Source organism: Bacillus thuringiensis (assembly GCF_001182785.1).
GTDB lineage: Bacteria > Bacillota > Bacilli > Bacillales > Bacillaceae_G > Bacillus_A > Bacillus_A thuringiensis_S.
This window is the reverse complement of the sequence record NZ_CP012099.1, coordinates 2707864-2732028: the sequence shown is the minus strand read 5'-3', so window position 1 is coordinate 2732028 and position 24165 is coordinate 2707864. Positions and strand designations below refer to the sequence as shown.

The following is a 24165-nucleotide window of genomic DNA, read 5'->3' as shown; positions in this document are numbered from 1 at the left end:
AAACGGGAGGATTGTGTATGTTTAATGATTTGGAGAGTAAATTACAGTCACTTTTAGAGCGAAATATTACGTCGGTTTCAGAATTAGAGAGCTGGCTTTCGGAGGAGCTGCGTTTAAACACAGAAATAGAAGAGGAGTTAACGATCAATTTAATCGCTATGTATAGAAATACAAAAGATAGTAATATACGTGATATACATATGTATAACCAAAATGAAATTCAGCCACTTTTAAAAAGATACAATGCAAAATTTGACCAGAAATTTAGAGATTGTCCGTTTTCTGATTTATTAGATGAGCAGAAATATGGATTTATGAAAAAAGCAAGATTTGTGAAGAGTGAGATGTTTAATGAAAAGAACATAGCGCTTTCCGTTAAAGAGCAAGAACTTATTACGAAATATAGAGAAATAATGTCTAGCATATCTATTAATTGGGAAGGCGAGCAAAAGACGTATGCATACGTAAAAGCAAGGCTAGATAACCCAAATAGAGCTATTCGTGAAAAAGCTTGGTACGCTTTGTGCGAAGCAAGAAGTATAATAAAAATAGAAATAGATTGTATTATGAAGGAACTCGTACAATTGCGGAATCAGATGGCTTTAAATGCAGGGTTTAATAATTATAGTGAATATGCCTTTAAACAAAAAAATAGAGATTACAGTATTGAAGATTGTTATAAGTTTCATGAGTCGATAGAAAAGTGTGTTGTACCAATTTGGAAACAGTTAGGAAGTCTTTTTAAAAAGAATCTTGATGTAAAAACGTATCGTCCTTGGGATCTTGCTCCTTGTAATTTGCAAAAATCTTCATTTGAAAATTACATTGATTTATTGGATGGGGTTGAAGAAATGTTTCGGAAGACAGATTCATGTTTTCATGAGGAATTTACTCATATAAGGAAAGCGGGATTAATTGACGTACAAGAACGGAAAAATAAAGCATCAGGGGCAGCTTGCTTTACCTTACCTCATAGTAAAGACGTTTTTGTTTATTCTAATTTTAGTCCTTCATTTTATGCAATTAATGCATTAATACATGAATTGGGGCATGCATTTCATTTTTATAAACAATTTAACAATGAAAGTAGTATGCAGGAAAGGTACCTTCGTGAAGAGGTGGCGGAACTTTATTCCCTTAGCCTGGAGTTGCTATTAATGGATAAGCTTAATATTTTTTATACGCAAGAGGATGATTATAAAGAAGTACAGCGAGTTCAATTATATCGTACTTTATCGTTATTAATATCGTCAGTTTCAGGAGATGTATTTCAGCACTGGCTTTACACAAATCCAAACCATTCACCAGAAGAGCGAGATGAGAAATATATTGAACTATGTAAAAGGTATAAATATTCATCAGTTGATATTGCAGGAGTAGAGAATGAAATTGGTTCGAGTTGGTTTGAGTCATTTCACTTTGCTCAGTTTCCTTTTTATAAAATTGAATATGCAATTGCACAAATAGGAGCAATGCAATTGTTTCAAATTTATCGAGAGAATCCGGAACAAGCGATTGCTTTCTTTAAAGAGGGAGCGAGTTCAGATTGGAATTTATCTATACAGGAAATATATAAAAATACAGGTGTTGCGTTTGAATTTTCGGAAGAAAGGATACAAAGTACTGCAAGGGCTATTTTAGATTTGATTAACGAATTAAAATAAGGATAGCGTTAGCTATCCTTATAATCGTTTATTCGTAAGATTTTTTCTTGTTTATATAAAATGTAATGATAGTAGTAATGAAGAAAATAGGTATCGCATACACTTGCCCAACAAATAACTTCCAGCTGACATAATTATAGCCTTCAGATGCTGGAATGATAACGGAAATAACGCAAACGATAAAATAGACTAATAGTGCAGGGATAATATTTTTCATTTTTATGAACCTCCTTTTTAATTTTATTCATACATCCTAATATTACAATTTGTTTTTAATATTTTGAAGAAAAAATGCAAAAATTTTATGGTATTATAATATTTGCAACGAGAGTAATCCATAGTACGTATATGGTAAAATGTGTAATTTTAACTTTCAGAATTATTATATAGTATTTCGAGAGAAAAATGTACAAAATAACGAATTTTATTTACAGAAGTAAAGGGAGTAGAAATATATATGAAAAGGCTATGTATAATTCCATGTGGAAAAAAGAAAATTTGGGATAAGTATTCAAACTACGGACCGATGGAAGCAAAAGATGTATATATTAGTCCGTTCGGAAAAGCATGTCAGGCGTACGCAACTATGTTTTTCGAAAACTGGGTTATATTATCAGCGAAACATGGATTTTTAAGACCAAATGATATTGTATTAGAAAACTATGATCTTGCATTTGATTCAAAAAGCGATGAGGTAATAAGTATAGAGCAATTACAAAAACAGATGGTAGATAAAAGTTTACTACAGTTTGACGAAATCGTCTTACTAGCGGGAAAAAAGCATAAAAAAGTAGTGACAAAGTTATATCCAGAAGAAATGATTACATATCCGTTAGAAGGATGCAAAGGGATTGGGTATATGTTGCAGAGGTTGAAAGAGGCAGTGAAGGAAGAGGCGGAAATATAGGTATAGTTTCGATCACCATGATCTTAAACTTTATTTAGGGAACTAAAACGTAAAATAGAGTTTTTAAGCATCGCCAAAAAGGTGATGCTTTTTTGTTCGTGTCACCATTCAAGTTAATGCAATTTAGAGAACAAAGAATCCGATTTGTGAAGTGACATCTCTTTTTAAAATCGAAAACGAATTGCCTTCACCTTTAGAAAATGTAGGATATATGGGTACAGTTAAGATTGTAAGTGGGAATAGCAATAAGACAAGTTTTGAATAGGATATTAAGAAAGGAGATGTTGATGAATAATGGCCAGATATAGTTTGCACGGAGGACACAATAGTATTGTTCAAGGTGCTAATTTTGGGAATCGGAGAGAACACGTTCTAGATAGGCAAGTTAAAGATGCTGTGGCGGCTAAGTTAAGAGCCTTAGGACACACGGTTTATGACGATACGGACGAGGTAGGGACAACTCAATCACAAAATTTAAATAATATCATTCGTAAAAGCAATTCCAATGCTGTGGATTTAGTTATTTCTTTTCATCTTAATGCGAGCAATGGAAATGGACAGGGTGTTGAGGTTCTGTATTATGATCAGAAAGACTTAGCGGCTAAAATCTCAGCTCAACTAGCAAAAGATATTGGATGGCGTGATCGAGGTGCGAAACAGCGTACAGATTTAGCGGTATTAAATGGGACGAAAGCACCTGCTATTCTTATAGAATTAGGATTTATTGACAATGAGTCCGACATGGCAAAATGGAATGTTGATAAAATCGCTAATTCTATTGTATTTGCTCTTACAGGACAAACTGGAGGAGGTGCAGTGGATTTGCTCAAAGTAAAAACTGGCGGTGTAGCATTTAGTAATTTACAAGCCTTAGCTCAAGCAATGGTTGATGCAGGTATTGATGGACAAATTATCGTTCAGAAAGATGGCATTGGTTATGCTATAACGAATGGCTACCAAGCTGGAAATATCGATAAATTTACAGCTTGGTTAGATGCACGTAAGTGGTACTATGAGTATGTGAGATAAAGTGAAACTTTAATCAGCCTTCACCAATCGGGCTTTTACGGGCAGCCCGCCCCCAGCTAACTTCGTTGCTTCCACTGAATTTTGAGGTGGGGGTCTTACTGCCCGTTAATGCGGGGTAAAACTAATGATTAGTGGGTTGAAAATACAAGTTGGCTTTTATTGTTTTAATTATATACTTTAGTTTTTGGAATAATCATCTTTTAAATCTGCAATAATATTCTATTTTTCGATACATAAGTTAAATTTTAAATCATTATCAATTAATACAAAATCTCTACTGCTAATTAAAAAACTGACTTGATTGTTTAAGGGATAAGAGCAAAAAATACAAGCTCTGAATATGATAATAAAAAAGGAGATGATGAATTATGGGTTACATTGTAGATATTTCAAAATGGAATGGCAATATTAACTGGGATATCGCAGCCCCACAATTAGATTTCGTAATTGCACGTGTGCAAGATGGTTCAAATTATGTTGATCCTTTATATAAAAATTATGTACAAGCAATGAAAGTAAGAAATATTCCGTTTGGTAATTACGCGTTCTGTCGTTTCGTTTCAGTAGAGGATGCACGGATAGAAGCGAGAGACTTTTGGAACCGTGGTGATAAAAATGCAACAGTTTGGGTAGCTGACGTAGAAGTAAGAACAATGAACGATATGAGAACGGGTGCACAAGCCTTTATTGATGAATTACGCAGATTAGGAGCTAAGAAAGTCGGTTTATATATTGCTCATCATATGTATGCTCCATTTGGAATGGCAAATGTCAATTCTGATTTTATATGGATTCCTCGTTATGGTGGTAACAAACCGGCGTATCCATGTGATATTTGGCAATACACAGAAACAGGGAATGTAGCTGGTATCGGAAAGTGTGATTTAAATGAGCTAATTGGAAATAAACCGTTAGCTTGGTTCACAAATCAAACTGTTGAGCCAATAAAAAAACAAGAAGGGGTTGGAATTATAGTGAATAAATATAACAAAGTAGTTACTTATGAATTTGGTGTAAATTTAATTCCTGACATGATTCAAATGATGGATAAGCTTGGATATACTTCTAAAATAATATCTCGCGGAAATAACCAAGGGCTTGTGTATTTTGAGACAGATTATCGTCAAGGGAACGAACTGGACAAAGCAACGGCTTGGTTAGATACGAAAGGAATTAAATTTTTTTATACAAAAGAGTAGCTTGCTAAATAAAAATAAGAGCCGTCATGTGACGGCTCTTATTTTTATTTTAATGTAATCTGCTAACTCTACTTATGATACGGAGAAAATAGACTAATATACAAGCCTTTGTATACTTTCAAACATAGAATATGATGAATTCTATTTAGGAGGAAGTATATTCATGGGGAATACTTGTCATTGTGGGCATTCCCGAAATTGTAATAAATTTTGGGATGATTTAATGTTTGGGAGATGTAGATGTAAACGCAGAGATTTTCACGAATGTTGTTGCAAAGAGAAAACGAAATGTGAGTGTGAAAAATGTCATTGTAAAACAAAACCGAAATGCCATTGTAGAGGTGAAGAGGAAGGAGATTAATAATAAAAAAGAGTACGATTGAAGTGACCCCTAAAAGTTAGACACGGTTATTTCATTAGGCAGCTTGATAAAAGTGAGTCCGGTATTGTACCGGGCTCATTTTTAATTTTGCCTTAATCCGTTTCGTATTATAATAATCTATATATTTTTCTAATTCTATTTTAAAGTGCTCTACATTTTCAAATTCTTTTATGTAGAGGAACTCCGACTTCATAATCCCAAAGAAATTTTCTATTACTGCGTTGTCGTAACAGTTTCCTTTTCGAGACATACTCTGGACGATAGCTCTTGATTCAAGTGTCCGGACGTACTGTCTCATTTGATAATGCCATCCTTGATCCGAATGCATCAGTAGCTGGTGGGTTTCGGGTAAACGTTCCAATGCTTTCTCTAACATGTCTGAAACAAGCGAATACGTCGGTCTAGAACCAATTGTATAGGTAATAATTTCACCATTATACAAATCTAATACAGGTGATACATACAGTTTTTCTCCAAACAATTTAAACTCTGTGATGTCTGTTACCCACTTTTGATTCGGTGCATCTGTATGAAAATTACGCTCTAAAATATTAGGTGCAATTCTACCGACTTTTCCTTTATAGGATTTATATTTCTTCATACGCACAACACACTTTAACCCAAGCTCTTTCATAATGCGCTGAACCTTCTTGTGGTTCACTTTCTGGCCACGATTCGTTAATTCATCACGAATGCGACGGTAACCATAACGACCTTCATTTTCCTCATAAATCGCTTTAATCTCAGCTTTCAAATCGGCATCTACATCTGGACGATTCATTTTCTTTACTAAATCATAATACGTGCTTCGAGGAATAGTAGCTAGCTCCACGAGTGCTTTGACCGAATATTTATGCCTTAATTCATAGACTACTTGCGCTTTGTCTTGTTTTGTGATTTTTCCTTGTTTTGAACTAAGGCATTTAACTTTTTTAAGTACTCATTTTCCATCTCAAGCTGTTTAATGCGTGCTTCAAGTGCTTCGACTGACCCTTCAGCTAAAGGTTGTTTTAATTGTTTATTTGAATCTTTTTTCATGGATGGACGCCCCTTTTTCTTAGATTGAAGGGCATCAATTCCTTGTGTTTCGAGCTGTTTTTTCCAAACAGAAATCGTTGAAGGGGCAGGAATATTAAAGATAGCTGCCGTCTCAAATAAGGACATACCGTTTTCAATCATAAAGTTTAGTACGTCTAGTTTAAATTGTTGTGTGTAATTTGTACATCGTTTTAGAAAAGCTTCCAGACCATTCTGTTTATATTGGTTTACCCAATTCAAAATGATTGTGTCACTTATACCGAGCGATCTACCCAGTTCTCGATAACTTTCATTTCCGTTCAAATAACGTAGAACGATTTGTATTTTTTCATCAGCTGTAAATTTAGCCATAGAAAAACTGCACCTCCAATTGTTAGACTGTGTCTAACAATTGGGGTGCAGTTCAATTATAATCCATCTTGAACAGATTTCTTTACAATTACCCATGTGTCTTTCTTTTTAACCGTTATAGCTACATTAGTTCCATTAGATTCCTTATAAAAGATATATCCATTGTTTGAGTTTACATATGTTACTGGCTCGCCTATGCAATCTCGCGAGCAGGATTTGTTGACCAGTTCAATTAGGGATAGTTCGCTTGGATCGGTTTTACTTGCTTCTATAACAGCATCAAGGCCTGTTTTTCGATAACCTTGCAAGTTTATATGAAAAAGCTGCTCTATTTCTCCTGTAATGCTAGTATTCATTACTTCTACTGAATTCTTTTTTTCTTGAAGGAATCCGTTTTCATAAAGTAATTTTGTATATCCAATCCATGCTATTAATACTAGCATGAAAAACATACCCGTCATTTTAAGTATTCGAAGTCGTTTGCTTATAATTGTTTCTGAGTATTTCATTCAGTCTAATCCTCCAATGTTTTTAATTTAAATTATGCTTGGATACGTATTTTTAGAAGGGGATGAGGGTGAATGAGTTTTCAATAAAAAAGAAAACATCCAGAGTTAGATGCTTTCTTTTTTGTATTTTTCGCTATCTGTTAGTTACATGTTTCATAAGTGGTCTTATTTCTTTAACCGGTGGTTTCTTATCATAGGCATCAACGTAAGAAAAGTAGTAGTTTAAGTTTCTTAGAAGACCTTTTCCTATTTTTGCACTTAAGAAAGGAAATACTTGTCCGGTATAATCATCGAGAGATTTACAGTAATATTTTTCGTCTAAATATATGCTGTATTTACATGTTAGTTCTACTAAAGGATTACCTTCATCATCAAATACTTCTTTAGAATCAATAATATCTATTAGTGCAAATTTTTCATTTAGGTAAACTTTCTTTTTTTTCTCGTGTTTATTTGTGAGTATAAAAACGAGACCAATGGCGTTAATCAAACTATTTCCTCCTATAAAAAACGGATATTAATAAAATATATCGATATAAGCTAAATGTAAAGAGGAGAGGTGAAATATCATGGATGAAAATAAGTCGATTTATGTTGGGAAATCGACTTATTTTTATCCAGTATTAATGAGTAGTAACCTACTCTGATTAAAGTTTCACTTTATTGAAATACTTGCGGGAATTGTTTTACGATTGCGTTTGTTATCATGTCGGCCATTTCTAATGCTTCTTTTTCAATTTTATCGTAAAGTTTTACTCCTGCTTCATAATCTTTGTTTAGGAAGGCAAGTGCTTCTGCTTTCGTTAGTGCTAAATGTTCATAAAACATTTTTCTAAATTCTTCTTTATCAATATATGGGTTAATACTGTTAAGAAATTCAGTAATTTCATCACCATTAGCGTACCATTTTTTCTCTATAGCGGCCGCTGCATTTTGATCACCAGTTTTTGCGGCTTTAACAAGATCTGCTGCAATTACTAAGTGATCTTTAATTAATGCACTATATTTTTTCACTGCATCCTCACCGTAAAACGGTTCAAGTGATAGTCCCATATGTGTTGCGTTTTGTAGAAGCCGTCCAACAGTAACGTTAACATCTGGTAAATTAAATACAATACTTATAATAGCCAATCTCGTCCAAGCGACGTGTTGTTCCCATAAAGAACGCATATACCCTTTTAAAAAATTCTCGTTTTTACTAATTCGGTAGTTACGTACGGATAAATCATAGTTTACATAAGGGTTATGGTAGGGGGAGTAATACGATTGCCAATAAGAATACATAAATAGTAACACTCCTTTGAACATGTATAACTCAAAGTATGATAAATATTTATTTTTAGTTACGTGTCCTAGATTATTTTTAGGGAATTTGAAATGGAGAAATTCAATGAATGGTGTTGTGGTATATATGAATAAAATGAATATAAAGTAAAAGAGGGTCTGCAAGGGAAGTTGCAGACCCTCAAAAGGGTATTGCCGAGATGTCGGACTCGACTACGTAATGTTATCATAAAATTCTTTTGAAAAAACCTGGTAAATGTGTCCAAATGAAATTGGTACCGTCATAAAGTCAAAGGGACCTGCTTCCCGCGGCAGGCCCCATTAACTAGATAATGTCGATGAGCAAAAACTCATCTGGAGTACTTTTATAGTAACAAGTAAAATGTGTTTTGTGTATTGAGAAAGAAGAATTGCATAATTATATGTGAACAATTTAAATCCCAACAATTTATGATTATCATTAATTGTTGGGATTTAAATATGGTTATAAAATGGAGAAAAGACTTGGAAGTGAGATTGAAGTGGACAGAAGTATGTAATCATGAAAAAGACCTGCTAATATGAGCAGGTCAACTTAAGGGGTTTATTCAACAGATTATTATATATGGTAACAACTGAATTGTAGTAAGTCTATACATTTAATATTGAGAAAACTTCTGTGAATGATACATTTTTTGCGCATATATTAACGTCTAAAAAATTGAGAAAGAAAATGTAAAAGCTTTTTATAAGAGAATAATGGCTGATACTTATAGTATGATTCATATTTCCACGCATCATTATTAGAGAATTGGAATTGTGTTGTTTTCTTTTTTGCCGTGATGGAACTCATATTACGATGTTTCATATAGTAACCTCCTGAATTTATATGTATACAATTAGTAGTATTCAAGAAATGGAAATAAAATGAACATCTAAATTGAAACTCTTTCTTCATGTGTACTGGATTTACGTTATAAATGTTGTAAAACATATAAAACACGGATGCTAATTCATATTAAATATAGAATAATGAAAAAACAATAAGCATTTATTCATCCCTTTCAAGTCGTATAAGTGATTGATATAATAGAAGTAGATGAAAGATAAAGAAAAGCAGGTGACTCTTTTTTGTTTACTAAAGCACAAGAACTTTTAGCGTCCTACTTTGGTTATTCTTCGTTTCGAAGAGGACAAGATGAAACAATTAAAAATGTACTAGATGGGAAAGATACAGTTTGTATTATGCCAACAGGTGGCGGTAAGTCGATTTGTTATCAAATTCCGGCATTAGTATTTGAAGGAACGACGTTGGTTATATCCCCTTTAATATCACTTATGAAGGATCAAGTAGATACATTGGTACAGAATGGCATTTCAGCTACATATATTAATAGTTCTATTTCTATTGCTGAAGCAAATCAGCGAATTCAATTAGCGAAACAAGGACATTACAAGTTACTTTATGTGGCGCCTGAGCGTCTTGATTCGATGGAGTTTGTTGACCAACTTATCGATATGAAAATCCCTATGATTGCGATTGATGAAGCACACTGTATTTCACAGTGGGGACATGATTTCCGTCCAAGTTATTTACATATACATCGCATATTAGATTATCTTCCAGAAAAACCGCTCGTATTAGCATTAACAGCAACAGCAACACCGCAAGTACGTGATGATATTTGTAACACACTTGAAATTAATCAAGAAAATACAATTATGACAACGTTTGAGCGAGAGAACTTATCGTTTTCTGTCATTAAAGGACAAGATCGAAATGCATATTTGGCGGATTATATTCGTCAAAATCAAAAGGAATCTGGGATTATATATGCAGCTACTAGAAAAGTAGTCGATCAGTTATATGAAGATTTAATGAAGGCAGGAGTTTCTGTATCAAAATATCATGCTGGTATGAGTGATAGTGATCGAAATGAGCAACAAGAACTCTTTTTACGAGATGAAGTAAGTGTAATGGTAGCAACATCTGCATTCGGGATGGGTATTGATAAATCGAATATTCGTTACGTAATTCATTATCAGCTTCCAAAAAATATGGAAAGTTACTATCAAGAAGCAGGACGTGCTGGTCGTGATGGATTAGATAGTACATGTATATTGTTATATTCTTCTCAAGATGTACAAGTACAGCGTTTTTTAATTGATCAATCAACTGGAGAATCACGTTTTTCAAATGAACTTGAAAAATTGCAAAATATGACCGATTACTGTCATACAGAACAATGTTTACAATCATTCATTTTGCAATACTTTGGAGAAGAACCGAAAGAAGATTGTGGACGCTGTGGTAATTGTACAGACGATCGTGAGAGCATTGATGTGACAAGGGAATCACAAATGGTTTTATCATGCATGATTAGAACGAACCAACGCTTTGGAAAGCAAATGATAGCGCAAGTATTAACGGGTTCGAAAAATAAGAAAGTTATTGAATTTAATTTTCATACTTTACCAACGTATGGGCTTTTATCGAACCGTAGTGTAAAAGAGGTCAGTGAGTTTATTGAGTTTTTAATTTCAGATGAGTTAATTGCAGTTGAACATGGCACTTATCCGACGTTAAAAGTAACAGAAAAAGGGAAAGAAGTATTACTTGGTAAAGAGAATGTTTTACGAAAAGAACGAGTAGAAACAAGACAAATTGTTCAAGACCATCCTTTATTTGAAGTGCTTCGTGAAGTACGTAAAGAAATTGCACAAGGAGAAGGTGTACCTCCGTTCGTTATTTTCTCTGACCAAACATTGAAAGATATGTGCGTGAAAATGCCACAAAGTGATTCCGAATTGTTGACGGTAAAAGGTATCGGAGAACACAAACTTGTGAAATATGGCTCGCACTTCTTACAAGCAGTTCAGCATTTTATTGAAGAAAATCCAAATTATGCTGAAACGATTAAGACAGAAGTAGTTTCAGAGCGTAAAAAGGCAGGAAAAGCGTCCGCGAATTCTCATTTAGAAACGTATGAAATGTATAAACAAGGTATTGATTTGAATGAGATTGCAAAAGAACGCAACTTATCAAGACAAACAATAGAAAACCATTTAATTCGCTGCTACGAGGATGGAATGGAAGTAGAGTGGAAAAGTTTTGTTCCGGCAGAGTATGAATCTCTTATTGAAACTGCCGTTCAAAATGCAGAGGGTGGTCTGAAATCTATTAAAGAACAGCTTCCGAATGAAGTGAGTTACTTTATGATTCGTGCTTATTTACAAATAAGAAAGTAGAGACATATAAAGGGGATAAGAATTTATGTATCATGTTTTCGTTTATGGCACGTTAAGAAGAGGACAAACGAATGCTCATTATATGCTAGGTGCAACTTGCATTCCAGACAGAGCTTGGACATATGGAAAATTATTTGATACGAACGAAGGATATCCGGCCATGACTTATTCGATTGAAGAAAAGGTGTATGGAGAAGTTTATGTAGTAAATGATGAGATATTGTGTAAGTTAGATGAACTAGAAGAATATACAGGTAATGCGGAGACTGATTTATATGATCGAATTACGCAAACAGTATATGTTGCTGATAGGAAAATAGAGGCATATGTGTATATCGCTCAAGATAAAAAGATGATATTAAAAGTTATTGATTCTGGTGACTGGGTGGAGTATCAAAAAGAAAAATAAGAGTAGCTAAAGAGTAGATAGTGGTATAATCCATTATCTATTTTTTATACTTTCACTTTCAAAATTCTTATTATTTTGATAAATTGTAAATATAGTGAAATCAAAAGGAGGATTTTTCATGGGGATTAAAAATTTAGTTTCTCACCTGTAACAGAAAAATAATTTGCAGGAGGAGAATAATAATGAACGAATTAAATGTAAAAGAATTTTATAAAAAACAATTTGAACTAATAAGCTATGATATAAATAATGAAAATTGGTTACAGGAAGTTGCTAAAGAAGTGCAAGAACAAGTTGGATATCCAATTCAGACGATGTTAGAACTAGGGGCTGGAAATGGCGGATTTGCAAGGGCGATGTCTAATTTGAATGTAAAAATGACTACTGTTGAGCTTGTACCGGAGTTAGCTATGTTTGCAAAAGAACATTCTACTAATGACATTGAGGTTCATTGCGCCGATTTTTATAAAATTAACTTTAAAGAAAAGTTTGATGTTATTTGTTATTTAGACGGATTTGGTGTAGGAACCGATGAAGAACAATTATTTTTATTAAAACGTATACATAACTGGTTGAAAGATGATGGATGTGCACTTATTGATATTTATCAACCGTTATATTGGGAAAAGGCCAATGGACAAGAAATGCCGATAGGTTCTGCAATGCGAAAGTATGAATATGATAGTGAAAATGCAAGAATGCTAGACCATTGGTGGGAAATAGATTCTTCAAATGATATCGTGACACAATCTTTACGCTGCTATGCTGTAGATGAGATTAGTAATTTATGTGCTGAGGCTCATTTAAGTATAGTTGGGATTTTCCCAGGAGGAGCGTATGATTTTGAAGCTGGGAAATATAAAGAGCAATCATCTTTAAATGAATGTTTATCATATCGAGTAAAAGTGAAAAAGAGTAGGGATTAAATCCTTACTCTTTTTACTTTTATTGTGTGAATAAATGTCGTTCTCTTTTTATTCTTATAGTTCTTAGTACGATTCCAATTCCGAGAAATAAAACAGTAGCAGCGACCCCGCTAATAGGGTTTAACCAAAAATCACTACTGTTTGTAAGAGTAATAATCCCTGTTATTGTAACTAAAACAGTAGGAACAGCATCCTCGATCGCATGCATGATAACGCATGGCCAGACTGATTTTGTAAGTCTATATATTTCAACATACATAATTGACCAACAAACCATAAGGATACAGCCAGATAAAAGCGTATTTAATCTTGAGATAGATTCAAAATATTCATTTGGCAAAAAGACTATATAATATGCAGCATGCCAAAGTGCCCAAATTAAACCAGAAATAATATAAATGTACCAATCGTTTAGATTTAGTTCAATCAACTTTGGAGTTAAATAACCACGCCAAGAAAACTCTTCAAAAATATTTTTAATAAAGTTACCAATAGTAGACATGACTATGAGTGACAATAACGTGGATATATCAAAACTAGAAATATGAGCTACTCCAAAAATGAGCGATATGCTTATCGTTATTACTGTAACGAATGGATAAATAAGTAGTGCAGTGAAATACCATATAAAGTTTCCTTTTAAATTGGGCTTGATGCCAAAATCATTCCAATCTCGGCTAATGACTCTAAGGAAAATGCTTACGAGGAAAGGGAATATTAGCCATAATCCCATACCTAAAGTGTTTCCTTCAGGTTGATCTGTTAGAAGAAAATCTAGAAATACCCCAATCCATCCACTGGCCAAAATAATGAATACAAAAATAAGTAAATATAACTTTAGCGGTTTCTTTTTCGCGACTTTCATTTGAATAGACTCCTTTACTTTAATTTATCCTACTATTTGTGGGCAGTAAAACCACACTTATAAAATTTTCACTTTATGTATCTTTGACTTTTACATTGTTTGTCAATATATAAATTAAATAGGTGACAAATAGAAAGTGGTATCTTTTGTATGCATCACTATACTATATGTGTAGTGATGTGATTTAGATGTTGTATAAAAGTAAGTTTTTTCGGAAAATTTAAATTGAAACTATTGACTTTACGATTGAATTTTTAATACAATGATAATTCGACTGAAAAATTAGAACGGACAGGAGGGAATCGTCGAAATGAGCAACATATTTGAAGATGAGTTACAAAAAATGAAGGATACTTTACATACGATGGATGAGCAATTGGATAAGCTTGAAAAAATCCCAGTTTATTATGGGGAAGATTTTAAGGAGCAAATTCTTGAAAGTATGAGAGAGTCTAATAGACAAAATTTACGTATTGGTGTGCAAGAGCCGTACTTTGGAAGGTTAGATTTTCAGGAAGATGGTAAAGAAGCAGTTATGCCGATTTATATTGGAAAAGTAGGGGTTTCGGATATGGACACGATGAAACCAATCATTATTGATTGGAGAGCACCTGTCGCAAGTATGTTTTATTCATTTACCGGTGGAGAAGAATTAGCATTTTATCAATCACCAGATGGGTTAGTAGAAGGTGATGTGTATTTAAAACGAAACATTTCTATTCGAAAAAGAGAACTTGAACGTGTTGTTGATACATATGTAAAAGGAAATGAAGATGTATCGCATGCCGATGATTTTCTTCTATATCGATTAGGTGAGAATAAAGATAATAAGCTAAAGGATATTGTTTCAACGATTCAATCGGAACAAAATGATATTATTCGTGCGGAAAGAAACTTGCCATTATTAATTCAAGGGGTTGCAGGGAGCGGAAAGACAACAATCGCTTTACATCGCCTTGCTTTTTTAATTTATGAATATCGTGAGCAGCTAGAAGCTGAGAGAATGATTGTATTCGCTCCAAACAGTTTATTTTTAGACTACATTTCCAGCGTACTTCCTGAATTAGGGGTAGGAAATATTAGTCAAACAACGTTTCCAGATTGGGCATTACGTACATTAGAGGGTTCCGTGAAACTAAAGCAGACAGAAGAAAAACTGAAAGAAGCCTTTTCAATTAATCGCGATGAAAGAAAGATTATGATCGGTAAATTAAAAGGTACGCTAGAATTTAAGGCGTTTATAGAAGAAAGAATGACTCAATTTGAAAACGATTTAGTGCCAACAAAAGATTTTGAGGCATGGGATAAAGCTGTTATTCCAGTGGAAGACGTTAAAAAATGGATGCAAGTGGAATATAAACATTATCCATTAAAGAAGAGAAGAGAACGTTTAGTCGGCCGTATGAAACGTTGGATTGAAATTGAACTTAAAAAGTATGGAGAAACAAACGAGAAAAAGTTACTAAAAAAAGAAGCAACAAAGAGATTGAACACCTATATGAATTTTTGGCCAAAAATGAGCCCACTTTCACTATACAGTTCAATGTTGAAAAGCAAAGAAATACTCGAAGTATTACCTGAAGAACTTGTTCAAGAAACAGAAAAGGGTTGTCGTAAAAAAGAAGTGTATGTAGAAGATTTACCAGCTTTAATATACATACATCATCGTATAACAGGGATTGAAATCGGGCAGAAGTTTCATCACGTTGTTATTGATGAAGCGCAAGATTTTTCGCCTTTCCAAGTTTATGTATTAAAAGAAATTACACTAGGTAATTCTTTCACTATATTAGGTGATTTATCGCAAGCGATTTATGATTACCAAGGAATTGAAGATTGGAGTGCTTTTAAGGAAGTATTCCAAGAAACAGGATATTATGAACTGACAAGAAGTTATCGTTCTACAAAAGAAATTATTGAATTTGCTAATGAAATAATTAAAAATGCAGAAATTCCAGTAGGACTCGCAACACCAGTCTTCCGCAGTGGAGAAGATGTGAAAGTGATTTATGCAGAAGATCAATTTATTGAAATTGTGAAGACGATAAAACATTTGCAAAATGCAGATGTGAAAACAATTGCGGTAATAGGAAGAACAGAAGATGAATGCCGTCATATGTATGAGAAATTAACTGATGCAGGTTTAACGGTAAACGTCATTGAAGCAAACCAAAGTAAATATGAAGGCGGTATTTCTGTAGTACCTGTCTATTTAGCGAAAGGTTTAGAATTTGATGCAGTGCTTTTAATTGATGTGGATGAGGAACATTACAAAAATACAAAACATGATGCAAAGTTACTATATGTCGGATGTACGAGATCACTTCATGATTTATGGATTTTCCATAGCGGAAAAGCGTCACCTTTAATTAAAGGATTAAAATAAAGTGAAACTATAATCAGTGGGGAGTTTTACTGCAAGTTAATGTGGGATAAATATAAAAAGAGGATTTTCTAGTACAGTATGAAGATCCTCTTTTTTATATTGAAATGGTAGACGAATTAATGACTTGAGCTGTTGTTTAAATGATATACGATGCTTTTTTCTAATTCCTTAGTTTGTTCTTTTTCCCATGTGCGAACAGCATCTACTGGAGTTTGTGTATGTTTTAACCAATCTAGAATTGAGTGTAGTTGTACTTGTAATTGCCCAATATTTCGTTCCTTACTGTTCTTATTCTGAATTCTATTAGTTAATTGAAGCATGTAGGGTAGTTTTTCTATACATTCGCTTAAATCTCCGCAATAACCTGACGGGAATTCATGTGTACCAAATTCTAAAGTATTGATGTAATTAGAAACTAGGTATATCATGGCTTTTTGTTCGGTATCACCACCTAATTCAATCGCTTTTCGAAGGAATTTTTCTAAATCGTCTTCTTTATTGCTAGAGTCCATATAAATTCCTATCCATCTAAAAGGTCTTGAATCAATCGGGTTGTTTTCTGTCCATCTATATAGAATGTCAATTAGAAAACTATTTAGTGAGAAAGTTAACACCTCATCTTTTTCGTTTAATGCATCTAAAATAGTAAACAGCGAAATGGCAAACTCTTCTTGATCTTTTAATTTTCCATTTCTTTGCATTTGAAATAAATATCTCTAAATGTTTATAAGCCAATTTTCGAAGTCCCGCTTCGCGATGCTGACAGTAACAAATAAAATCATGCCAATGCTCATTTGTATTCATATGTATAATAATAGTTTGTAATGTAGTGAGAGGTTTATCCATTATAAGTCCCCAATCTATTAAGAACGTGTTCAAAATTTAGTGTTATTATATCATTACATAAATTAAAAAGGGAGAGTTACTATGATTACAAAAGTAATTAAGAAAAGTAATTGGGAAATCGCAAAAATAATTGGAAAAATTAATGAAGATTCCCTTATAGAAGAGGGATTTATTCATTGTTCATTAGTAGATCAAGCTTTAAGAGTTGCAGAAAAATATTTCAAGCATGAAGAAGATGTTTTATTACTTACAATTGATCCAGCCCTATTAAAAGCAGAAGTAAAATATGAACTTGCTTCAAACGGTCAAGAATATCCGCATGTTTACGGAGTAATTAATGTTGAGGCGATTGTAGAGGTTGTTCCATTTTCTAAAGAAAACGGGGAATTTATATTACTTAAATCAGTTCGACTTTAGTAATAGGCGATGGAGTTCGCTATAATTGCTATATATAGCTAATGAATCCTATTGATAAACGAGATTTTTTGTTTATCAGTAGGATTTTTAATTTTATTCGAACAGACTTAAAAAGAGCACATTTGAATTGTGCTCTTTAAGAGAAAAGTAAATTAGGGTTTTTACTTCTAGATAATGTATGAGTAATTCATCATAATGTGACGATGAATCACAAAAGAGCAGTTAGAGTGGGAAGAATTTAAGATGGATTTTATTGGTCACGGGATCCAATCGATTGGTAATGAAGCAGTTCTAACAGGACTCATTATAGACTTTGAAGATGAAACGTAAAAAAATTATTATTTTTATCTGAATATTGAGGGAATACAAGAGTTTTATTTATCTAATTTTTAGAAAACATAGACTATAATATTAATAAATGGTATAATTTCCTTGTTATTGGAATTAAAATGAAAATATTAGAAGAAAAAGGATTGGGTTGGTTTTAATGGGGGATTCTGATCACAAAGAAACAAAGGCAATATTAAAGTTATGGTTTATTTATATACCACTTGCATTTGGAGAGTTTGTCTTTTCGAATATCATAGGTTATTTAAAAAAATAAAGATTTTGCATTTGAAAAACAATTAACCTAATTTAATTGTTTTTTTATTTTACTTTAATAAACCAAATAAAAATAGAGATTTTGAACAAGATGAAGTTTATGAAGGAAATAACGTTGATTAGGTGCTGAAAACAGTGTGAAATCAACAGTGCCTAAAGAATAAAACAGGAATCATTCAACCATGGTAATTTTCCGTTTTATTAGCTTCCTATAGTGATATGTTATGGTCACATCATATGTGTACGATACTTGTAACTTAATATAGCATTACTGGAATTTCAAAATTAGTAGTTAAGGTTGCTACCTTTTAGAGTGTTATAGATATATATAACTTAGCTAAAAAAGCACAAATCATATAATTTGCGCTTTTTATTATCTGTTTTTGGTAAAAAAAGCACAGTTTTTGTCACACTAATACTGTACGATACATAGTATAAAACACATACTGTATGACATATAGTAATGGAAATGAGGTGAGTGAATGGATACTTTATTAAACTCGTTAATTACTGAGTTAAGAAGAGGGACATTAACGTTAGCCGTTTTAAGCCAATTAAGAACGCCGCAGTACGGATATTCACTTGTCCAGTTATTGGAGCAATCAGGGATTACAATTGATCAAAGTACTTTATATCCACTACTTCGCAGATTAGAAAAGCAGGAGCTAGTAACGAGTAGTTGGGATAAAACGGAGAGTAGACCTCGTAAATATTATGTTTTAAGTGAATATGGATTAGAAATATTTTTGCAGTTAAAAAAGGAATGGATAAAGGATTCGAAAGAACTTTATAACTTATTAAAGGAGGAGGAAGAGAATGAATTTAATTGATCTCTATATCCAGGAAGTTGCGAAGAGATTACCTGAAAAAAATCGTGAAGATATTACACTTGAACTAAGGTCAACTATAGAGGATATGTTACCTGAAGATTATAATGAAGAAGATGTAAAGAGCGTTCTCGAAAAATTGGGGAGTCCGGTTTCATTGGCTAATGGTTATTTGGATAGACCGATGCATTTAATTGGACCACGTTATTTTGATGTATATACGACATTGTTAAAAATGATTATACCAATCGCAGCAATCATTGCACTCATATCAATGGTTGCAGAAAATTTTATAGGCTATAGTGGTGATCAAGCGGTATTAAATGTTATTTTACAATTGATAGGTAAAGGTATTGGGGAAATTTTTGAAGTGGGTCTTCATGTATTTTTCTGGTTGACACTTGTGTTTGTTATTTTAGAAAGAACAGATAAAGACAAAGGTATTCAGCCGTTGACGACAAGTTTTAAAAAATGGACACCAGATGATTTGAAAAACATCTCGTATATCCCAAAGAAAAAAGCAATCTCGAAGTTTGAAGTTTTTGGAGGTTTAATGTGGACAGCAGTTTGGGCTACACTTTACTTTTATGCGAATCATCTTGTTGGCGTATATCATGGTACGGCAAATGGACTGAAGTTTGTCTCGCCAACTTTTAATCAAGATATTTTACTGCAGTACTGGCCAATCGTTGTAATTATGATCGTTTTTGAAATAGGTATATCCCTTTATAAATTAGTACAAGGAAAATGGACGCAAAGATTGGCGATTGGAAATGCTATTCTTCAAGTAGCTGGGACGATAGTATTCATTGTAATTGTAGTAAATCCACATTTATTTAACGCAGGATTTATTACGTATTTGGCAAATGCATTTACTATTTCCCCAGAGGAGTTTAAAACGTGGCTCATTGGGGGAGGAATTTTCTTTTATATGTTATCTGCTGCAATAAATATATTTGATGGTTTCCGAAAAGCTAGTATTCGTATGTAGATAAAAATCGGAAATTTCGATAAAATAAAACTATTAAAAAGATAGTGAAATAAGATGAACATGATGAAAGGAAAAAAATAATGATAAGGGAAGCAACGAAAAGAGATTTAGCATACATTTTAGATATTTATAACGAAGCGATACTTTATACAACAGCTGTATATGCGTATAAACCTGTAACCCTTGAAAATAGAATAGATTGGTATGAACAAAAAAAGGCTGAAGGGTATCCTATTTTCATATATGAATTAGATAATAAAGTAGTAGGATTTGCGACATTCAGCCCATTTAGAGCGTGGCCTGCTTATAAATATTCAGTTGAACATTCTGTGTATGTAGATAAGGCATATAGAAAAAATGGCATTGGGTCTTCATTAATGAAAGAATTAATCAAAATTGCGAAGGAAAGAGAGTATATGACCTTAATTGCTGGAATTGATGCAGAGAATGAGAAAAGTATTGCCTTGCATCAAAACTATGGATTTGTTCATGCAGGGACAATAAAAAAAGCTGGTTATAAGTTTAATAAATGGCTAGATTTAGCTTTTTATCAGCTGGAGCTTAACGGTCCTGAAAATCCTATAGAAGGATAAATATTTTTCGGTAGCAAGAAAAAATTCATGCTACCTTTTTCTTATTTTAATAGCTGATGAAAAGGTTTTTTATATTCAATATTGAATCATTAGAAATTAATATAACGATATGAAAAGAGGGGATGGAAATGGAAACTGTCATAAATAAAATAAAAGAGGTACAATCTAATTATGTGGGAATGGAAATTTATTCTACAAAAAACAATCGTATAGTTGCTTCATATAATAGTGAATTAAATATTCCGTTAGCATCAGCAGCAAAATTAGTTATTGGATTTGTAGTAGCACAAATGGTGAAGGAAAATAAACATAATTGGAATGATATACTTCATCACATTAAATTTAATCCGCATGAAGATAGTGCACAGTTATATCCGCACTTACAAGGAAGAACTTCTTTAACACTTAGTCAAGCGGTCGAGGTAATGATAGCTTGTCATGATAGTTATGTTGCACAGTCAGTTGTAATGCACTGTGGTGGATGGGATGCTGTGAAAATGTATGTACAAACGTACTTTTCAAAAATTCATATACAAGAAAACGCTAGAGATGAGAAAAATATTGGAGACTTAATTGAAGTTCTTGCCCTTTTGATACAAACCTTTCAAGGTTATAAATCAGAACCAGAATTATGGGAACCAATTATTAGTGGTATGGTAAGACAACAAGGGGAGTATGAAGAAATCCCATATTATCATTTAGCTCATATGACAGGTGGATTGCTCACAGCTACAATAAATATTGGTATAATAGGAATGTTTAACGAATTTCCGCTTCTTTATGTGATTGGGGGAAAAGATTTACCGAATCGACGTGAAAATAAAGAGGTAGATGAAGCTTTTGCAGTAGTTTTAAAGTACATATACAAAGAATATAGTGAAAACATGCTAGGAGTGAGCGGTTGAAAAGAAACTTAAAGACTTCAACAATCATTATTTTAATTTTAACGATTATTGCTCTTGAAGTTGGAATCGCACTATATGATCACGATTTGTCATTAGATACAATTTACTTTACAGCGATCCTTATTTGTATTGTATTGCTTTTTGGCACACGTGTTTCTGGAGAGAAAGAAAGTACATCGAAACGAGGAAGAAGAAAAACAGCTCTTATATTTTGGCCATCTATTTTATTGTCTATCGTTTGTTTTGCGGTTATAAGTTACATAAGGATAGGATATGTCTCTGTACCAGGGATAATTGGCTTTTCATGCTTTGTTACATACGGTGGATTCGTATGTATTAGTATTTTAAAGAGAAAAAATAAAATGTAGATTACTAAGCTGAAAGGAAGCAATATAAATGAAACATATAAAGAACGGTACACGCACTGAAGGAGAATATATTAAAAATAAAGTTATTCAATATAATATGTCCATCTTAACAGATGAGGCAAGACAGACGATGGAAGAAGTACGCCTCGTAGTAAAAAATGAAGAAGGAAAAATTTTTGGTGGCGTAACAGGTACGATGTATTTTTATCACCTTCATATCGACTTTTTATGGGTTGATGAATCAGTTCGTCATGACGGTTATGGCAGTCAACTTTTACATGAAATTGAAGGGATTGCGAAGGAAAAAGGGTGTAGATTAATACTACTAGATTCATTTAGTTTTCAAGCACCAGAATTTTATAAAAAGCATGGTTACAGGGAGTATGGAATTGTTGAAGATCACCCGAAAGGTCATAGTCAGCACTTTTTTGAAAAGAGATTATAATAATATTATGTATACTGTTTGATGGGAGAAAGAATATGTACACGTATAAATTGCAACAAGAACAACCAATCTGTGCAGAAAAAATAAAAAAACTTTATGATTCTGTCGGTTGGTGGCCAGAAAGAAAAGAAGTCGATATTGAAAAAATGTTAAAGAATAGCATAGCCATTGCAGTATGGGAAGAAAATGAATTAGTTGGATTTGCTAGAGTCGTTTCTGATGGTGTTTTTCGAGCATACATTGAAGATGTTGTCGTACATGAGAGTGTAAGAAGTAAAGGTATTGGAGAGAAGATGCTTAAAATATTACTTCGAGAAATATCACATATTGATATTGTTAGTCTATTTTGCGGAGAGAAGCTAATAAACTTTTACGGTGAGCAGCAATTTCAAGCGACGAAGCAAATTGTGATGCACCGCAATCAAATAGGGAAAGAATAAAGAGGTGCCAATTAAAATGAATGCAACAAGAGCGTACTGTTTATCGAAAAAAAAAGCGACAGAAGATTCTCCAGATGGTTGGAGTGCAACATGTATGAGGCTTAATAATAAAATATTTGCGATAGTAAATCATGAAGAAGGTGAAAAAGCTGCGATTACATTGAAGTGTAATCCAGAAGTCGCATTAAGAATAAGAGAAGATTATCCAGAAACAATTATTCCAGGGTATCATATGAACAAAAAACATTGGAATACCGTTTATATTCATAAGGGTATAGAACAGGAGCAAATAAATAAAATGATTGATTGGTCGTATGATTTAGTACTACAATCATTTTCAAAGAAAAAGCAGCAGGAGTTAATGGATTAATATGTATTAGGAGTGTGTGTAATGAAAGATTCGATTAAAGATACGTATGATAAATTAGCGAGTACATATAAAGAAAATCTAGATTTCGCAAATCCATATAACAGTTATTATGAAAGACCGGCGATGATGGAGCTTATTCCAAAGGAACTAGAAGGAAAAAAGATACTAGATGCTGGATGTGCAGCTGGATGGTATACTTCTCAATTCATAGGAAGAGGAGCAAATGTTACAGCAATTGATGTAAGTCCTGAAATGGTAAAAGCCGCGAAAGAAAGTATAAGGGACAAAGCAACGCTCCTTTGTCATGATCTGCAAGAAACATTGCCATTTGAAGATAATACGTATGATGTGATTGTAAGTTCGTTAACTCTTCATTACTTAGAAAATTGGAATCAAGTATTTCAAGAATTTCGTCGCGTATTGAAGCCGGGTGGAGAACTTATATATTCTATCCATCATCCTTTTATGGATTTCACAAAGTTTCCATGTGAAAGTTATTTTGAAAAACAGTTATTAATAGATACTTGGGTTAAACCGAACATTACAATTGAAGTCGAATTTTTCAGAAGGTCACTACAAGACATAATAAATGAAACTACAAATTATTTTGTATTAGAAGAGATAGTGGAACCGAAGGCAGTTGAAAAGATGAAAGAAGTAGACGAAAAATCATATTATTATCTAAATACGAATCCACATTTTCTTATCATAAAAGCAACTAATAAATAGCTAGTAAAATAACTTTATTTTACTAGCTATTTACAGTTATACATTATATATTAGGAGACTTTAAAATGAATACGAAACGAAATAGAGTATTATATGCACTATTTACTATAGTTGTTATTATTTTAGGTCTTAGCTCAAGAAAATTTTCTTTTGCACTACCACATCTATTAAATGATTACTTAGGCGATGCTTTATGGGCATTAATGATTTTCACTGGCTTTGGATTTTTGTTTCCTAAAACAGAGACGAAGAAGTTGGCTTTTATTAGTTTAATGTTTTGCTACGGGATTGAAGTGAGCCAATTGTATCATGCGGAGTGGATAGATAGCATTCGTGCAACGACTTTAGGCGGACTCGTGTTGGGATACGGTTTTTTGTGGAGTGATTTAGTGGCTTATACAATTGGTGTTGGAGTGGGAATACTTTGTGAGTTTATGTTACGGAGGAAATAATC

27 protein-coding genes, 1 pseudogene and 1 riboswitch are annotated in these 24165 nt (G+C 33.1%); of the genes and pseudogenes, 20 read left to right on the top strand and 8 right to left on the bottom strand.

Features of this window, described 5'->3' with window-relative positions:
* The first annotated feature begins 17 nt into the window (after nucleotides 1-17).
* Nucleotides 18-1664 (top strand): M3 family oligoendopeptidase, encoded by a 1647-nt coding sequence (locus tag AC241_RS14140; protein WP_029442552.1) that lies wholly within the window; start codon nucleotides 18-20, stop codon nucleotides 1662-1664.
* A gap of 28 nt (nucleotides 1665-1692) precedes the next feature.
* Here AC241_RS14140 and AC241_RS14135 read toward each other — a convergent pair whose 3' ends face one another.
* Complete coding sequence (locus AC241_RS14135; protein WP_016081277.1) at nucleotides 1693-1881, bottom strand: DUF4017 family protein; 189 nt, start codon at nucleotides 1879-1881, stop codon at nucleotides 1693-1695.
* 240 nt (nucleotides 1882-2121) lie between these two features.
* Here AC241_RS14135 and AC241_RS14130 point away from each other — a divergent pair, with 240 nt between their 5' ends.
* The 4 genes from AC241_RS14130 (at nucleotide 2122) to AC241_RS34820 (ending at nucleotide 5182) form a co-directional block, all read left to right on the top strand.
* On the top strand, nucleotides 2122-2571 hold the full coding sequence (locus AC241_RS14130; RefSeq protein ID WP_016081278.1) for a DUF6884 domain-containing protein: 450 nt from the start codon (nucleotides 2122-2124) through the stop codon (nucleotides 2569-2571).
* Nucleotides 2572-2865: 294 nt separating this feature from the next.
* Nucleotides 2866-3600, top strand: coding sequence for an N-acetylmuramoyl-L-alanine amidase (locus tag AC241_RS14125; RefSeq protein ID WP_029442551.1), 735 nt, complete (start codon nucleotides 2866-2868; stop codon nucleotides 3598-3600).
* A gap of 368 nt (nucleotides 3601-3968) precedes the next feature.
* Nucleotides 3969-4799, top strand: coding sequence for a GH25 family lysozyme (locus tag AC241_RS14120; protein WP_029442550.1), 831 nt, complete (start codon nucleotides 3969-3971; stop codon nucleotides 4797-4799).
* Nucleotides 4800-5026: 227 nt separating this feature from the next.
* Complete coding sequence (locus AC241_RS34820) at nucleotides 5027-5182, top strand: hypothetical protein (protein WP_196303423.1); 156 nt, start codon at nucleotides 5027-5029, stop codon at nucleotides 5180-5182.
* Nucleotides 5183-5215: 33 nt separating this feature from the next.
* Here AC241_RS34820 and AC241_RS32945 read toward each other — a convergent pair.
* The 5 genes from AC241_RS32945 to AC241_RS34815 form a co-directional block, all read right to left on the bottom strand.
* A protein-coding gene (locus tag AC241_RS32945) for an IS3 family transposase (RefSeq protein ID WP_098630116.1) occupies nucleotides 5216-6570 on the bottom strand; the annotation gives its coding sequence in 2 pieces (ribosomal slippage) (nucleotides 5216-6117 and nucleotides 6117-6570; 1356 coding nt in all).
* Nucleotides 6571-6626: 56 nt separating this feature from the next.
* Complete coding sequence (locus AC241_RS14105; protein WP_050843946.1) at nucleotides 6627-7079, bottom strand: hypothetical protein; 453 nt, start codon at nucleotides 7077-7079, stop codon at nucleotides 6627-6629.
* Nucleotides 7080-7212: 133 nt separating this feature from the next.
* Nucleotides 7213-7569 (bottom strand): hypothetical protein, encoded by a 357-nt coding sequence (locus AC241_RS14100; protein ID WP_016081282.1) that lies wholly within the window; start codon nucleotides 7567-7569, stop codon nucleotides 7213-7215.
* Between the two features lie 170 nt (nucleotides 7570-7739).
* The gene (locus AC241_RS14095) at nucleotides 7740-8363 is read right to left on the bottom strand and encodes a hypothetical protein (RefSeq protein ID WP_016081283.1); all 624 of its coding nucleotides are present in this window, start codon (nucleotides 8361-8363) and stop codon (nucleotides 7740-7742) included.
* Between the two features lie 685 nt (nucleotides 8364-9048).
* Nucleotides 9049-9210, bottom strand: a complete 162-nt coding sequence (locus tag AC241_RS34815) for a hypothetical protein (RefSeq protein ID WP_016081284.1) — start codon at nucleotides 9208-9210, stop codon at nucleotides 9049-9051.
* A gap of 263 nt (nucleotides 9211-9473) precedes the next feature.
* Here AC241_RS34815 and recQ point away from each other — a divergent pair, with 263 nt between their 5' ends.
* From recQ to AC241_RS14075, 3 genes are all read left to right on the top strand, one after another.
* Nucleotides 9474-11591: a DNA helicase RecQ gene (gene recQ / locus AC241_RS14085; RefSeq protein WP_016081285.1), complete on the top strand. Its 2118-nt coding sequence runs from the start codon at nucleotides 9474-9476 to the stop codon at nucleotides 11589-11591.
* Nucleotides 11592-11616: 25 nt separating this feature from the next.
* A complete protein-coding gene (locus AC241_RS14080; protein ID WP_050843944.1) occupies nucleotides 11617-12000 on the top strand; it encodes a gamma-glutamylcyclotransferase family protein in 384 nt (127 codons plus the stop codon).
* Between the two features lie 182 nt (nucleotides 12001-12182).
* Nucleotides 12183-12926 (top strand): class I SAM-dependent methyltransferase, encoded by a 744-nt coding sequence (locus AC241_RS14075; RefSeq protein WP_016081287.1) that lies wholly within the window; start codon nucleotides 12183-12185, stop codon nucleotides 12924-12926.
* A 19-nt stretch (nucleotides 12927-12945) separates the two neighbouring features.
* Here AC241_RS14075 and AC241_RS14070 read toward each other — a convergent pair whose 3' ends face one another.
* A complete protein-coding gene (locus tag AC241_RS14070) occupies nucleotides 12946-13791 on the bottom strand; it encodes a CPBP family glutamic-type intramembrane protease (protein ID WP_050843942.1) in 846 nt (281 codons plus the stop codon).
* Between the two features lie 310 nt (nucleotides 13792-14101).
* On the opposite strand from AC241_RS14070, the gene AC241_RS14065 reads away from it, so the two are divergent.
* Nucleotides 14102-16177 (top strand): HelD family protein, encoded by a 2076-nt coding sequence (locus AC241_RS14065; RefSeq protein WP_050843940.1) that lies wholly within the window; start codon nucleotides 14102-14104, stop codon nucleotides 16175-16177.
* Between the two features lie 116 nt (nucleotides 16178-16293).
* On the opposite strand, the pseudogene AC241_RS14060 reads toward AC241_RS14065, so the two are convergent.
* Nucleotides 16294-17023, bottom strand: a pseudogene (locus AC241_RS14060) (hypothetical protein).
* Nucleotides 17024-17104: 81 nt separating this feature from the next.
* Between AC241_RS14060 and AC241_RS14055 the strand changes: the two are divergent.
* From AC241_RS14055 to AC241_RS14005, 11 genes are all read left to right on the top strand, one after another.
* The gene (locus AC241_RS14055; protein WP_050843937.1) at nucleotides 17105-17440 is read left to right on the top strand and encodes a DUF952 domain-containing protein; all 336 of its coding nucleotides are present in this window, start codon (nucleotides 17105-17107) and stop codon (nucleotides 17438-17440) included.
* Nucleotides 17437-17498, top strand: a riboswitch (Fluoride riboswitch). It overlaps the preceding gene by 4 nt.
* Nucleotides 17499-18525: 1027 nt before the next feature.
* The gene (locus tag AC241_RS14050; RefSeq protein ID WP_000380295.1) at nucleotides 18526-18873 is read left to right on the top strand and encodes a PadR family transcriptional regulator; all 348 of its coding nucleotides are present in this window, start codon (nucleotides 18526-18528) and stop codon (nucleotides 18871-18873) included.
* Nucleotides 18860-19861, top strand: coding sequence for an HAAS signaling domain-containing protein (locus AC241_RS14045; protein ID WP_001048883.1), 1002 nt, complete (start codon nucleotides 18860-18862; stop codon nucleotides 19859-19861). Before AC241_RS14050 ends, AC241_RS14045 begins: the two co-directional genes overlap by 14 nt.
* A gap of 80 nt (nucleotides 19862-19941) precedes the next feature.
* Nucleotides 19942-20454 carry a GNAT family N-acetyltransferase gene (locus AC241_RS14040; protein ID WP_029442545.1) on the top strand — a complete coding sequence of 171 codons (513 nt, stop codon included), beginning with the start codon at nucleotides 19942-19944 and terminating at the stop codon, nucleotides 20452-20454.
* A 128-nt stretch (nucleotides 20455-20582) separates the two neighbouring features.
* Entirely contained in the window at nucleotides 20583-21359 is a 777-nt protein-coding gene (locus AC241_RS14035; protein WP_050843935.1) for a serine hydrolase, read from the top strand.
* A complete protein-coding gene (locus AC241_RS14030; protein WP_050843933.1) occupies nucleotides 21356-21727 on the top strand; it encodes a hypothetical protein in 372 nt (123 codons plus the stop codon). Before AC241_RS14035 ends, AC241_RS14030 begins: the two co-directional genes overlap by 4 nt.
* 28 nt (nucleotides 21728-21755) lie before the next feature.
* A complete protein-coding gene (locus AC241_RS14025) occupies nucleotides 21756-22172 on the top strand; it encodes a GNAT family N-acetyltransferase (RefSeq protein WP_000680536.1) in 417 nt (138 codons plus the stop codon).
* A 35-nt stretch (nucleotides 22173-22207) separates the two neighbouring features.
* The gene (locus AC241_RS14020) at nucleotides 22208-22612 is read left to right on the top strand and encodes a GNAT family N-acetyltransferase (protein ID WP_050843930.1); all 405 of its coding nucleotides are present in this window, start codon (nucleotides 22208-22210) and stop codon (nucleotides 22610-22612) included.
* A gap of 16 nt (nucleotides 22613-22628) precedes the next feature.
* Nucleotides 22629-22982 (top strand): MmcQ/YjbR family DNA-binding protein, encoded by a 354-nt coding sequence (locus AC241_RS14015; protein ID WP_050843928.1) that lies wholly within the window; start codon nucleotides 22629-22631, stop codon nucleotides 22980-22982.
* 21 nt (nucleotides 22983-23003) lie between these two features.
* Nucleotides 23004-23711: a class I SAM-dependent methyltransferase gene (locus AC241_RS14010; RefSeq protein ID WP_016081297.1), complete on the top strand. Its 708-nt coding sequence runs from the start codon at nucleotides 23004-23006 to the stop codon at nucleotides 23709-23711.
* A gap of 65 nt (nucleotides 23712-23776) precedes the next feature.
* On the top strand, nucleotides 23777-24163 hold the full coding sequence (locus AC241_RS14005; RefSeq protein ID WP_050843924.1) for a ribosomal maturation YjgA family protein: 387 nt from the start codon (nucleotides 23777-23779) through the stop codon (nucleotides 24161-24163).
* Nucleotides 24164-24165: the final 2 nt, after the last annotated feature.